The organism is Collinsella sp. SGI.180, from assembly GCF_050313455.1.
In the GTDB taxonomy this organism is placed as follows: Bacteria; Actinomycetota; Coriobacteriia; order Coriobacteriales; family Coriobacteriaceae; genus Collinsella.
Genome location: NZ_JBNPLL010000020.1, coordinates 1 through 13,034 on the forward strand (window position 1 = coordinate 1; position 13,034 = coordinate 13,034).

At 58.2% G+C, this 13,034-nt stretch carries 10 protein-coding genes and 1 tRNA gene; 10 read left to right on the plus strand and 1 reads right to left on the minus strand.

All coding sequences use genetic code 11. The annotated features are described in order from the left end of the window. Positions 1-406 precede the first annotated feature (406 nt). Positions 407-2,593, plus strand: coding sequence for a tetratricopeptide repeat protein (locus ACQRAP_RS07610; RefSeq protein ID WP_427795289.1), 2,187 nt, complete (start codon positions 407-409; stop codon positions 2,591-2,593). Positions 2,594-2,689: 96 nt separating this feature from the next. Then, positions 2,690-2,780, plus strand: a tRNA-Ser gene (locus tag ACQRAP_RS07615). Positions 2,781-3,103: 323 nt separating this feature from the next. Here ACQRAP_RS07615 and ACQRAP_RS07620 read toward each other — a convergent pair. Next, positions 3,104-4,444 (minus strand): D-alanyl-D-alanine carboxypeptidase family protein, encoded by a 1,341-nt coding sequence (locus tag ACQRAP_RS07620; protein ID WP_427795290.1) that lies wholly within the window; start codon positions 4,442-4,444, stop codon positions 3,104-3,106. A 251-nt stretch (positions 4,445-4,695) separates the two neighbouring features. On the opposite strand from ACQRAP_RS07620, the gene pstB reads away from it, so the two are divergent. The 8 genes from pstB (at position 4,696) to htpG (ending at position 12,799) form a co-directional block, all read left to right on the plus strand. After that, on the plus strand, positions 4,696-5,571 hold the full coding sequence (gene pstB, locus ACQRAP_RS07625; RefSeq protein ID WP_427795292.1) for a phosphate ABC transporter ATP-binding protein PstB: 876 nt from the start codon (positions 4,696-4,698) through the stop codon (positions 5,569-5,571). Between the two features lie 64 nt (positions 5,572-5,635). Further along, on the plus strand, positions 5,636-6,364 hold the full coding sequence (locus ACQRAP_RS07630; RefSeq protein ID WP_154517679.1) for a response regulator transcription factor: 729 nt from the start codon (positions 5,636-5,638) through the stop codon (positions 6,362-6,364). Between the two features lie 3 nt (positions 6,365-6,367). Continuing rightward, positions 6,368-7,792: a sensor histidine kinase gene (locus ACQRAP_RS07635; protein WP_427795294.1), complete on the plus strand. Its 1,425-nt coding sequence runs from the start codon at positions 6,368-6,370 to the stop codon at positions 7,790-7,792. 178 nt (positions 7,793-7,970) lie between these two features. After that, positions 7,971-8,624: a YveK family protein gene (locus ACQRAP_RS07640; protein ID WP_427795295.1), complete on the plus strand. Its 654-nt coding sequence runs from the start codon at positions 7,971-7,973 to the stop codon at positions 8,622-8,624. Positions 8,625-8,626: 2 nt separating this feature from the next. Further along, positions 8,627-9,364, plus strand: a complete 738-nt coding sequence (locus tag ACQRAP_RS07645) for a CpsD/CapB family tyrosine-protein kinase (RefSeq protein WP_427795296.1) — start codon at positions 8,627-8,629, stop codon at positions 9,362-9,364. Between the two features lie 17 nt (positions 9,365-9,381). Next, positions 9,382-10,032 (plus strand): tyrosine-protein phosphatase, encoded by a 651-nt coding sequence (locus ACQRAP_RS07650; RefSeq protein WP_427795297.1) that lies wholly within the window; start codon positions 9,382-9,384, stop codon positions 10,030-10,032. A 39-nt stretch (positions 10,033-10,071) separates the two neighbouring features. Beyond that, positions 10,072-10,572: a GNAT family N-acetyltransferase gene (locus tag ACQRAP_RS07655; RefSeq protein ID WP_427795298.1), complete on the plus strand. Its 501-nt coding sequence runs from the start codon at positions 10,072-10,074 to the stop codon at positions 10,570-10,572. Positions 10,573-10,774: 202 nt separating this feature from the next. Further along, positions 10,775-12,799, plus strand: coding sequence for a molecular chaperone HtpG (gene htpG / locus ACQRAP_RS07660; protein WP_427719038.1), 2,025 nt, complete (start codon positions 10,775-10,777; stop codon positions 12,797-12,799). Positions 12,800-13,034: the final 235 nt, after the last annotated feature.

Below are 13,034 nucleotides of genomic sequence, written 5' to 3' on the forward strand. Positions count from 1 at the left end.
ACGCCGCCATTCGACCCCAGACATTCGACTGGAATCGTGCGCCTCCGCCCGCGGGAGACTATTTCTTATCGACTCGTGTAAGATTCCGAGTAGATGTCGCGGTCCGTCCGCGACCACTCCTTCGCTAGACGACCGATCAGGGTGATATTTCGTGGCAGAGCGTCCGACATACAAGCTCAGGTTTCTCGACCCCAAAAAGCGTTTTCCATCGATGCCAGAGCAACCCGCGGGGCGCTCGTATGGTGTTGTCTGGAAAGTTTTTGGCGAGGATCCTAAAGAGTCTTGCTACGTCGTCGAATTCGTAGGCAAAAGCCACATATCGCTTTTGGGCTACGTGAGCGTGTCAGGTGAGGTCTATAAGGTTGACGGCCCTGTTCAGAAAGTGCCATTGCCCAAGAGCCCCGACATGAAATTGGTCCTTGACGAGTCCGATTCCAGTGTTGGCGAGATTTTGGTGCGGGGAGCCAACGGTGCAATGCGCGCTTGCGCGCGAACGGCCGGCTCTCCCGAAGGGCCCATGCGTGAGCAGTCCGACCACGAGACATGGAATTCGAGCCGTGCTCTCCCTTATGGCGAGTTTATGGCCTCGATGTTCTTGCGCTACGTGATATTTGCCGACCCCAAAAACGCTCTTGCGAACACGGTACCTGCCGACGAGCTCGATGAGGGTATAAAAAACACCGCCAACAAGATCAAACTCGTAAAGTTGCCCGAGCCGGTCGAGGTGTTTTTGGGCTTTAACACGGCACCGCTCCCCGATGCTATCGAGACGCTGCTCTACCGCGTTGACCATGCCGATAATCCGAGCGGTATCGAGCGTTATGCCGCCGCCCTTATGAGCGAGGTCGATTTGCCCCGACTGCGCACCATCGCTGCCAAGTCCGAGATGGGCCTAGCGCGTATCGACCGCTCAAAGCTGTTCTATCTCAATTTTGATCGTAGCCTGCTGGACCAGGACGAGATTGACATGCTGCTTGCTATCGAGTGTCGTCTTAACCGCCTCTCCGGCATCCTTGAGCGCATCGGGGCCGGATTGGCCCCTGCGGCATCCTCGCCGAGCCTTGAGGGCTGCGCGCTCTTTGACGCGTGGCATATCGCCAAGACGACCAACGATGTTCCCCGACTGCTCGATACGGCCTCGAGTGACAACCCGTGGGGCAAACCGGGTACGGTAGCTTGCCAGCCAGGCGGTGAGTGGGACGTGCGCACCCGTTTTGCGCGCGCGGTCGAAGCCCTCAACGTTGTCACGCGGCTTGACTATACCTATCGGGCAAACGTTGTCGAGGGGATTATGATCGTTCGGTTTGGGCGCTCGGTCGTGGATGCCATGCCTCAACGTGAATACGACGCCCAGGATGACGTCTGGCGTGAGTTGGACGAGGACGTGCGTGCGATTTGGGCCGCGGAGCACGATGCGCGCGTGGCGCTCACGCTGGCAGCGGCTTGCTTTGCTTCGGGCGCTCGCATTACGCGCTGCTACGTTCAGATTGCGGCTCCCGATGGCGAGCAGGGCGAGCGCATCATTGCAACATATTCCTTTGGGCGTGCGGCCTATCTGGCCAATTGCGTTCCCGCCGCTAAGAATTTTGAAAGCATGGATATGGATGATATGCCGTGCAAGCGCATGCTTGAGGCATATGAGTCGGACGCGCCGGATGCGATTGAGCCCGCTGAGGTTCATGCCCGCCCGCGTGACGACCACCGTTCGCTGCCGCCGGCGTTGCGCGACCTGCTGCTTGCCGATACGGCTGACGAGCTTGAGGTTATGGAGGAGGGCGATGACCCGTATGTGGCGCGCGTCGCTGAGTTGCGCGAGCAGGCAAAAGTCGACCGCGCGGGTGCGTTTGAGGGCTTTTCCCGTCTTGTTGAGGAGCTGGAGGCCAAGTGCGCCGTTGCCGAGCTTTTGGCGACAGGACCGGTCCAGACGCAGTTTTGCGACAACCAGCTGGTGCGTATAGTGCTGCCGGTAATGGAGGAAGACCGCTCCGTTCGTATTTTGCGTGCTCCCGATGCGCTGTACTTTGCCCAGCATGAGATTTGCAGCTTTTACGCCGATCAGGAGGATTTTGAGCGGGCATTGCCCGAGGTGCGTCATCTTTACGATCTGGCGCGCTCATCCATGCAATCGCACTTTGCACTCATCAACGTGCTGGCGCGTCTGGAGCGCTATGACGAGGTCATTGAGGTGGCGCGCCACGGCCTGCGCATTGCCAGTGACCGTTCCTCAATCGGCTACCTGTTCTATCGCCTAGCGTTTGCCTACTGGAACTGCGATCAGCTCGAGCTGGCGTTGGCGTGCTACCGCTTGGTACCGCGCGGCGAGGAGTCGGGTAGCAACGCACTGGAGGAAATGCAGGGCCTTATGAACGAGATGGGTGTCAATGAGCCACCGACGTTCGAGGAAGCGGTTGAGACCATCAGTAAGGCCGGGCTCGAACTGCCGCCGGTGCCTGCCGTGTCCAACCAGCTGGCAGACGCTGCTGTGCAGCTGGTCGATAACGGTTTCTTTTTCCTGGCACGCGTCTGCATCTTCCAAATGTGGCGCACGATGGGAAACGATGAGCTCGGCTCCCTCAGCCGGTCGTTGGGATAGGGGTTTGATTTATGGGGGAGGAAAGCCTGCCGGCCAATTATCAAAATTTCCCCTTGCCCGGATTCGAGTGTTTGGTTACTATGGAACGGCTGTTACGGAGAGCTGACCGAGAGGCCGAAGGTGCTCGCCTGCTAAGCGAGTATGCCCCAAAAGGGCATCTGGGGTTCGAATCCCCAGCTCTCCGCCAGTATGACTTGAAAGAAGGGTCCCATTTGGGGCCCTTTTTTGATTAGAAGAATGTTAACTGGGGATTCGAACCCGAGAGGGCACGGGCGTTAAGCAAACGCGAAAGCGTTTGTCGCCCGTGGGCGAAAAGCCGCCAGGCTTTGAAGCCGGAGGGCATGCGTAGCATGCCCGGACATCCCCAGCTCTCCGCCAGTACGAATTTGAAGAAGGGCTCCGTAAGGGGCCCTTTTTGGTATGGAGAACGTTAGCTGGGGATTCGAAACCTCAAAAAATGAGGCGCCCCGTTGGACGCCTCATTTGGTTCGATGTGATAACGCTTTGGCCCTACACCTCAGGAGCCTTGGCTACGGTCTCGCTCTCGGCTGTGAGCGGGCGGTTGTCGATGCGGCGGCCCAGGCGGTCGAGCTTCACGAGCAGCCACTCGATGGGATTGGGCCCCGTTCCTTCCTCGTCGGCAACCAGGTCCATGACGGCAATCTTGGTGCCGTCCTGCTTAAGCGTAACGCTGCCCACCTTATCGCCAACATGCACCGTGCCCGAAAGGTCATCGTAGCTAACCTTTTCGGTCACTTCGCCGGCGAGTGAGAACACCGTTGCCTGCGCGGTGGGGTCGGCAAGCGTGGCGTCGATCGTTTTGTCTGTCCAGTCGGTTTGACTGACACGTGCCATCAGCGGATTTCCGTTGGCGGTCTTCTTTTGCGTATTGGCGATTTCGACCGTTACCTTGTGGTCGTAATACCAACTAGCAAGTGTGGCCGTATCGGCAAAACGCTGGTCGGTGGTGCTGGAGTTCAAGACAACGGTATAGATCTCGTCGCCATCGCGATTGTAGGCGCTTGCAAAGCAGTATCCGGCATCGTCGGTGGTGCCGGTCTTACCGCCGATATTGCCGTCTTGGTCCAATAAAACATTGTGCGTTTCCATGGAATGCGAATGATCGGAGCCGTCGGCGCCCGTCACTTCGATCCAGGGATCTTTGCTCGCCATGACTTCGCGAATCGTGTCGTCCTTCATGGCCTCTTGCATCATCAATGCCACATCGTGTGCGGTTGAATGCATATCGCCGGCCCATTCGTCAAAATCCAGCCCGTGCGGGTTCTCGAAGAGCGTTCCCGTGCAGCCGAGCTTCTTGGCCTGCTCGTTCATGGCTTTTACAAACGTAGCGACGGCATCTTTGGTCTTGGGGTCAAGTTTTTTGCCCACGTGTTCGGCAAGCGCGATGGCGGCGTCGTTGCCCGAGGGGATCATCAGGCCGCGCAGCGCTTGCTCGACGGTGAGCTCGTCGCCTTCGAGGAGTCCCGCGGTCGAGTTGCCTACGGCTGCCGCCGCGTTGCTCACGGTGATTTTCTCGTCCATTTTGCAGTTCTCGACCGCGAGGATTGCAGTCATGACCTTGGTGATCGAGGCGATTTTGATTTGCTCGTCGGCGCTACGGGCATAGTAGACGGTGCCGTTTTTACCCATGACAAACGCATTGGAGGCATCGATATCGGGCAGGTCTTCGGCTGCAATGCCGCGTGCATCGGCGGCTTTGCCGCAGATGTTATCGGTCGTGAGCACTTGGGCGCCGGCGACGGACGGAATACCGGCGACAAGGGCGACGGCGCAGGCAAGGCCAACGGTCAGCTGCGCGGAACGCTTTACAAGAGGGGTAAGATGCTTCACTGATTTCGCTTTCGACGGGATGGTCTCCTTTGGCTCTAGAGTATATCGTTTACCGGCTGTGCCGCTTGGGGTTTGGCGCGTAAGGTTTATCTTCGTGTCTGAGCGGACGCTTGGGTGTGCACGGTCGATATGATTGCCCGTCGCGTATCGAGGAGGTCCTTACAAATACTTGACAATACGCTCACGCATATATGAGCTGCGATTTTTACTATCGATACTGCTGATTTGATATCGATGTGGAGGTATGCGGTATGACGGCTGCTGCGGCTGTGGGGCCCACGGAGCTCGAGGAGCTAATGGAAGCGCAGGCCGAGGCCGCGCATGAGCGCGAAGTTGGGGATGCGACTCACCCCACGGCAGAGGACCTTGCCGCCTCGCCGACGCGCATCGATGTCGAGGGCCTCGACCTGTTCTATGGCGATCACCACGCGCTTAAGGATGTGTCCATCAAGATCCGCGACAAGCAGATTACCTCGTTTATCGGTCCTTCGGGCTGCGGCAAGTCGACGTTGCTGCGTTGCTTTAACCGCATGAACGACGGCATCAAGGACTGCCGCATCGAGGGCAAGATTGCGCTCGATGGTCAAGATATCCTGGGCGATTACGACATCTGCCGCCTTCGCCAGCGCGTGGGCATGGTGTTCCAGCGCCCCAACCCGTTTCCTATGAGCATTTACGACAACGTCGCCTACGGCCCTCGCGGTATGGGTGTGCGCGATCGCGCCGTGCTGGATGAGCTGGTCGAGGACTCCCTGCGCCGCGCTGCCCTGTGGGACGAAGTCAAGGACAAGCTCAAAAAGTCGGGCCTGGGTCTTTCGGGTGGACAGCAGCAGCGCCTGTGCATCGCCCGCGCACTTGCCGTGCAGCCCGATATTCTGCTGATGGACGAGCCGACCTCGGCGCTCGACCCCGTGTCGACGCTCGTGGTGGAGCAGCTGGCCTGCGAGCTCAAAGAGACCTGCACGCTCGTGGTCGTTACACACAATATGCAGCAGGCGGCGCGCATATCCGATTCCGTCGCGTTTTTCTTGCTAGGTGAGTTGGTGGAGCACGCGCCCACCGCTCAGCTTTTCAAAAATCCTACTGACCCGCGTACGGCGGATTATTTGACGGGGCGTTTTGGCTGATACCATCTAGTAAAGGTACCTTTAGGATTAAGATGCGGTCATGCCGGCCGCAAAGGGGTTCAACATGATCTATTACGTCGAGGACGATGACAACATCAGGGATTTGACGGTCTATGCACTGCGCAAGCAGGGGATCGAGGCCGAAGGCTTTTCGTGCGACGGTGAGTTTAAGGCTGCCGTGGCGCGACGGGTGCCCGATGCCGTGCTGCTCGATATCATGCTGCCCGATACCGATGGCTTGGCGATTATGCGTCGCCTGCGTGCCGATCGCCTGACGGAGACGGTGCCCATCATGATGCTTACCGCCAAGGATACCGAGCTCGACAAGGTGATGGCGCTCGATGGCGGTGCCGACGATTACCTGACTAAGCCGTTTTCGCTCATGGAGCTTGCGAGCCGCTGCCGCGCACTGCTGCGTCGCGGCGGCATGGTCAAGCAGGCGAGCGATGTGCTCAGCGTGGGCGATATCGTGCTTTCGCCCAGCCATCGCGAGGTGACCGTTGCCGGCGAGCCGCTTAAGCTCACCCTGCGCGAGTTCGACCTGCTCGAGTACCTCATGCGCAAGCCCGGCGTGGTCTTTACCCGCGAGTCGTTGCTGCAGAGCGTGTGGGGCTGGGACTTCGACGGCGGTTCGCGCACCGTTGACGTGCACGTGCAGACGCTTCGCCAAAAACTGGGCGAGCATGCCAGCGCCATCGAGACCGTGCGCGGCGTGGGCTACCGTTTGGCCGAGCCTTCTGCCGGTGACGGTGCCGAAGGTGACGACACCGCGGCCACCGCATCGGAGGAGTAACCCGTGGTCTTCGCCCCCCAGGGAAAACATACGCTGTCGCACCGCGTTTTTGTGACGATCTTTGTTTGCGCCATGGCGGTTATCGTGGCGTTTACGGTGCTGGGTGCGTTCTTTGTGCAAAACACCTTGGCGGATGCCACGAGTGCCAATCTGGCGCAGGAAACCGAGCTCATTGCTGCCGCCCTCGACGAACAGCAGGAGCCCATCCCGTTCTTGCGTAGCCTCGATCGCGAGGACTTGCGCATCACGCTGATTAACAAGGATGGATCGGTTGCCTACGACAACGAGGCGTCGCCTTCCTCACTGCCAAACCATGGCGATCGCCCCGAGGTCATCGAGGCCTTTGAGAGTGGTTTGGGTTCCGCGGAGCGCGCAAGCTCTACGCTCGACGAGATTATGCTATATCGCGCCGTCGCCCTTGATAACGGCCAGGTTGTCCGCTTGGCGCAAGCCCAGCCTGGCGTTGCGGCGATTTTGCTGTCGATGGTGGCGCCGATGCTGCTTATCGCAGCAGCGGGTGCAATACTCTCGTTTTTTATGGCGCGCCGCGAGTCCCGTGCAATCATCGCGCCGTTGCAAGAGGTGGATTTGGACCACCCACGCCGTAGCTATGAGCACGCCTATGCCGAGATGGTCCCCATGCTTGAGCGTATCGAGTCGCAGCGCCAGGAACTCAAGCGCCAAATGGCGGTGCTAGCGGACAACGACCGAATGCGCCGCGAGTTCACGGCCAATATCACCCATGAGCTCAAGACCCCGCTTACCGCGATTTCGGGCTATGCCGAGCTTATTGCAAACGGCATGGTTGAGGGCGAGGACGACTTGCGCAACTTTGGTGGCCGCATCTATCGCGAGGCGGGCCGCCTGGCAGCGCTCGTCAACGACATTCTTACGCTTTCCAACTTGGACGAGGCGGAGCGAGCATCCGAGGGCGAGGCGGTGCCCATTGGGTCCACAGAACCCATCGAGCTCTCTCGCGCCATGTTGACGGTGGAACAGCGTCTTGAGCAAGTTGCCCGGCAGTCGAATGTGACCATTGGGCACGAGACGAAGCCCATGGTGATCGAAGGCGTGCCGCGCCTGATTGACGAGCTGATCTACAACCTTGCAAGCAACGCCATTCGCTACAACCGACCTGGCGGTACGGTCACGCTGCGCTGCGGGACCAATGACGAGGGTCATCCGTACCTGTCTGTTGCCGATACGGGTATCGGTATTGCGCCCGAGGAGCAGGGTAAAGTGTTCGAGCGTTTTTATCGCGTGGACAAGAGTCGTTCTAAGGCGCGTGGCGGAACCGGCCTGGGTTTGGCGATCGTCAAACACGCCGCTCTGTACCATCACGCCGCGATTGACCTGTCGAGTGAGCCGGGCGTGGGAACCACCATTACGGTAACGTTTCCCGTGCAACAAGAGGGACCGTTCGCGTAGCGGCATAGCAAAAACCGAGGATTAGACGGTACGCCCGCGCCTCCGCTACCGCGTGAATTGTTGCGCAACTTACACGCGGACGCTGTATCTTATGTATAGAGCTTGGGCATGGTAGAAATATGCGATATTATACGAGCAGTTTTGTCAATACGAACTCGGGAACTGAAAGGCAAGCTGCATGACCCTTCTCGAATTGTTCCAGCTGCTTAAAAAGCATCTCAAGCTGGTCATTACCCTTCCGGTGGTCTGTGCGATCGTTATGGGTATCGCGTCCTTTGCCATGATGGACAATACCTACACCGCCACGACGAGCATGTACATTCTCGCTAAGACCGACGGCGGTCAGATGAGCTATAACGACCTTTCGGCGAGCCAGATGCTTTCCAACGATATCGCCACGCTGCTCGACAGCGATAGCGTTAAGAGTGGTGCCGCCAAGGATCTGGGCCTTTCCGATCTGGATGATTACAAGATTGCCGTTTCGTCCGAGACCACGACGCGCGTCATTACGCTTTCGGTGACGGGTACCGATGCCAAGGAGACGGCCAAGGTTGCAAGGGCCATGGCCAACTCGGTAAGCACGGTCGCCCAAAATGTTGGCGCCGCCCAGAGCATTAACGTGGTCGATGAGGCCAAGACCCCTGAGTCTCCGAGCGGCCCCAAGCGCTTGCTGTACGTTGCCGTTGCGTTCCTTGCCGGCGTCTTTATCGCAATTGCCTACGTTGTTTTGGAAGATATGCTCAACACGCGTATTCGCGGTGCCGAAGAGGCGGAAGAGCTCCTGGGTATTCCCGTTGTTGGCCGAATTCCGGCTATGAAAGGTGGTAAATAGGCATGGCTAAGGCGAAGAGCACCGATAAGCTTGTTGTGCAGAATGCCGCCAAGACCCTTTTGGCCAACATTCGCTTTTCGAGCGTAGACGATCCCATTCGCACCATTACCGTTACGTCCTCGATTCCCAACGAGGGCAAGTCTACGGTTTCCATCAACCTTGCCCAGGCTATCGCCACCAGCGGCAAGAGCGTTCTTCTGGTCGAGGGAGACATGCGCCGCAGGTCTCTTTCCGATATGCTTGGCGTTCGTTCGCGTGGCGGACTCTACGCAGTCCTGTCCGAGCAGATTTCCATTGACCAGGCAATCGTCGAGACGGGTCAGAAGAACTTCTACTTCCTCGATGCTGAGCCTCATATTCCCAATCCTGCCGACATCATCGTGTCTCACCGTTTTGCCAAGCTGGTTAAGGCGTTGTCTGCCAAGTTCCAGTATGTCATCTTTGACGCTCCTCCGGTCGGCACCTTCATCGATGCTGCCGAGATCGCCAGCCTGACTGACGGCACGCTGTTTGTGGTGCGCGAAGACTTCACCAAGCGCGAGGAGGCGCTCAACGCCATCGCTCAGCTTAAGAAGTCCGAGAAGGTCAGGCTCATCGGTACCGTTATGAATTACTGCGAGACCGAGACCAGCGATTATTACTATTCTTACTACACCAAGGAAGGTAAGAAGGTAAAGAACGGTTCCGCTGCTCAGGGTGCTTCTAAAATGGGCATCTTTACCAACCGGGCAAACGTTTAGTTGATTAAGGCCGACCTATGCGCGACATTCATTGTCATATCTTGCCGGGTGTAGATGACGGCGCTGCCGATCTTGATGAGAGCTTGGCGATGCTTGCAGCTGCCAAGCAGGCTGGCGTAACCAGAATTGTCTGCACCCCGCATTGTCGAGATCCCTATTTTGACTACGACAAGATGTGGGATGCCTTTGAGCTATTGCGGGATAACGCAGATGGTTTTCCGCTTCAGATGGGCTTTGAGGTCAACCACCGAAAGCTCGTCGAGCTGGGCATCGACGCCGCGGAGTACCTGCATTTCGATGGAACCAACGAGTTCCTGCTCGAGCTTTCGACGCATGCTGATTCCTATGCGTTTAGAGAGTACGAGAGTACGATTTATGATTTGCAATGCCGCGGCTACCAGGTGATCATCGCCCATCCCGAGCGATATCGCGCTGTTCAAAAGGATGTGAGTGTGGCCGAGCGTCTGGTCGATATGGGCTGCAAGCTGCAAGCTTCGGCAGACTTTATCGCCGGCGGCCGCTTTGGTCGCGAGAAAAAGCCGGCGCAGCGCCTGTTCGACCAGAACTTGTACAGCTTTATCGCGAGTGACGCCCATAACGTGGGCCACTACGATTGCCTGGCAAAAGCGCGTGCGAAGTTTAGTGTGCGCGGGGCTCATTTTCGCTAAAATCTGTCCCTAACGTTCTTACTGAATGAAGGGGCCGCCTTGGATATCCAACTTAAGACAGGTTGCTTTGAGGACGCGGCGCTGGTGCGCCGCGCCGTTTTTATGGACGAACAAGGCTATGAAAACGAGTTTGACCAGATTGACGAGGACCCGGGCTGCATCCATGTGACGCTGTATGTGGATGGCCAACTCACCGGCTGCTCGCGCGTGTTTCCCGAGGAGCTGGAGCGCGCGGCAGATGCGGAGGCTCCGGTGCCACCGGCGTGCGACTTGGACGAAGGCGTCGCCGCGGGGGAGACCTACATTATGGGGCGCGTCGCCGTGCTGCCGGCTATGCGTCGTCGCGGGTTGGCAAGCGCGATCGTCGAGGCCAGCGATACATGCGCACGCGATGCCGGCGCTAAACTTATTAAGCTGCACGCGCAGGAATACGTGTTGCCGCTCTATGAAAAGGCTGGCTACACACAAATTGCCCCGGTTGACTACGAAGACGAGGGCCAGCCCCATGCCTGGATGGCCAAGCGCGTAGATGGCAGATAGGGACGTTCCTTTTCTGTCGACAGTTGGGGACACTCCTTGGCAATTGGCGCATCGGAGTGCTCGGACATACAGTTTTTCGATTCCGCATGTATATATGCGCGCTAATGGGTTATAAAATCTAAGTCTGAACATAGCAGGTCTGCGATACGGCTCGGGTAACCGGGCTGTTTTTGCGGACGGGGGTAGCGCGAAAGGACTGCACATGCGTCAATTTAAGACCGAGAGCAAAAAGTTGCTCGACCTCATGATCAACTCCATCTACACCAACAAGGAAATCTTCCTGCGAGAGCTTATCTCTAACGCGAGCGACGCCGTCGATAAGCTCAACTTTAAGAGCCTGCAGGATCCGAGCGTCAAGCTCGACCAGGGCGACCTGGCTATTCGCGTCTCCTTTGATAAAGACGCCCGCACCATTACCATCTCGGATAACGGCATTGGCATGACCGCCGAGGAGCTCGAGCGCAACCTGGGCACCATCGCCCATTCCGGCTCCGAGGAGTTTAAGACCGAGAATGCCGAGCAGCAGGGTTCGGATGTCGACATCATCGGTCAGTTTGGCGTGGGCTTCTACTCGGCCTTCATGGTCGCCAGCCACGTGAAGGTGGTCAGCCGCGCTTATGGCGAGGATGTCGCCCATGTGTGGGAATCCGACGGTCTTGAGGGCTATACCATCGAGGACGGCGAGCGCGCCGAGCACGGCACCGATGTCATCCTGACGCTGCGCGAGAACGAGAAGCTCGACGCCGATGGCGAGGCCGAGACCTACGATCGCTTCCTGACCGAGTGGGGCCTCAAGAGCCTGATTCAGCAGTACAGCAACTATGTGCGCTACCCGATCCAAATGATGGTCTCCAAGAGCCGCCAGAAACCCAAGCCCGAGGACGCGCCGGAGGATTACAAGCCCGAGTACGAGGACTACCAGGAGCTCGAGACCGTTAACTCCATGACGCCGATCTGGAAGAAACGCAGCTCCGATGTTGAGCAGAAGGACTATGACGAGTTCTACAAGTCTACGTTCCACGACTTTGACGATCCTGCGCGCACCATCAGCTTCCACGCCGAGGGTACGCTCGAGTACGACGCCCTGCTGTTTGTGCCGGGCCGCGCGCCGTTCGATTTGTACAGCAAGGACTACGAGAAGGGCCTGGCGCTCTACAGCTCCAACGTCCTGATCATGGAGAAGTGCGACGACCTGCTTCCCGACTACTATAACTTTGTCCGCGGCGTCGTGGATTCCGCCGACGTGTCGCTCAACATCTCGCGCGAGACGCTGCAGCAGAACCGTCAGCTCAAGGCTATCGCCAAGCGTGTGGAAAAGAAGATTACCGCCGACCTTGAGGATATGCGTGACAACGACCGCGAGGCCTACGAGAAGTTCTTTGAGAACTTTGGCCGTGGCCTTAAGTACGGCATCTATTCGAGCTATGGCATGAAGGCCGATGAGCTCGCCGACCTGCTGCTGTTCTGGTCTGCCAAGGAGCAGAAGATGATTACCCTGGCCGAGTATGCCAAGGGCATGCCCGAAGATCAGAAGGCCATCTACTACGCCGCCGGCGACTCGCGTGAGCGCTTGACCAAGATGCCCGTGGTAAAGGGCGTACTCGACCGCGGCTATGACGTGCTGCTGCTGACGCAGGATGTGGATGAGTTCACGTTCCAGGCTATGCGTGAGTACGTTGCCGTCGATATGCCCAAGATCTACGAGGACGATGCTGCCCGCGAGGCTGCCGAGAAGGCCGTTGCCGACGGTGCCGAGCCCGAGGTCGAAGATCGTCACCTGGAGCTCAAGAATGTCGCTACCGGCGATCTTGACCTGGCGACCGAGGACGAGAAGAAGGAGGCCGAGGACGCAACTAAGGAGAACGAGGACCTCTTTAGCGCCATGAAGGAGGCACTCGGTGACAAGGTCGAGAAGGTCGCTGTCTCTGCGCGCCTGACCGATGCCCCCGCGTGCATCACCACCGAGGGTCCGCTTTCGCTCGAGATGGAGAAGGTGCTTCAGAAGGGTCCCGAGGGTGCGCCCGACGGCATGCCCAAGAGCCAGCGTGTGCTCGAGCTCAACGCCAAGCACCCGGTCTTTGCCAAGCTCGTCGCTGCTCAGAAGGCGGGCGATGCCGACAAGATCAAGCAGTACTCCGGCCTGCTCTATGACCAGGCTCTGCTCGTCGAGGGTATTTTGCCCGAGGACCCCGTTGCCTTCGCGGCGGCTGTCTGCGAGCTTATGTAACTTAAGTTACGCGGTTCTACGAACCGCGTAACGGCTCGACGCTGCAAACGCCCCTAAGCGGCAATCTGACGTTCAATCGTCGGTCGCGTACCGAAGTACGCTTCCCTCCTCTTTCACGTCACCTTGCTCGCTTAGGGGCGTTTTCGCTGACTTATGCTCAACCAGCGACGCTTTCGTGATCCTAAGTAGTCATTGGGGGCGTTCTTGTTTGACTGGTCGTTTAAGAACGTCCCCA

Coding starts and splice junctions, on each gene's coding strand:
- ACQRAP_RS07610 (WP_427795289.1), top strand. CDS start 407: ATGAAATTGGTCCTTGACGAGTCCGATTCCAGTGTTGGCGAGATTTTG.
- pstB (WP_427795292.1), top strand. CDS start 4,696: ATGACGGCTGCTGCGGCTGTGGGGCCCACGGAGCTCGAGGAGCTAATG.
- ACQRAP_RS07630 (WP_154517679.1), top strand. CDS start 5,636: ATGATCTATTACGTCGAGGACGATGACAACATCAGGGATTTGACGGTC.
- ACQRAP_RS07640 (WP_427795295.1), top strand. CDS start 7,971: ATGACCCTTCTCGAATTGTTCCAGCTGCTTAAAAAGCATCTCAAGCTG.
- ACQRAP_RS07645 (WP_427795296.1), top strand. CDS start 8,627: ATGGCTAAGGCGAAGAGCACCGATAAGCTTGTTGTGCAGAATGCCGCC.
- ACQRAP_RS07650 (WP_427795297.1), top strand. CDS start 9,382: ATGCGCGACATTCATTGTCATATCTTGCCGGGTGTAGATGACGGCGCT.
- htpG (WP_427719038.1), top strand. CDS start 10,775: ATGCGTCAATTTAAGACCGAGAGCAAAAAGTTGCTCGACCTCATGATC.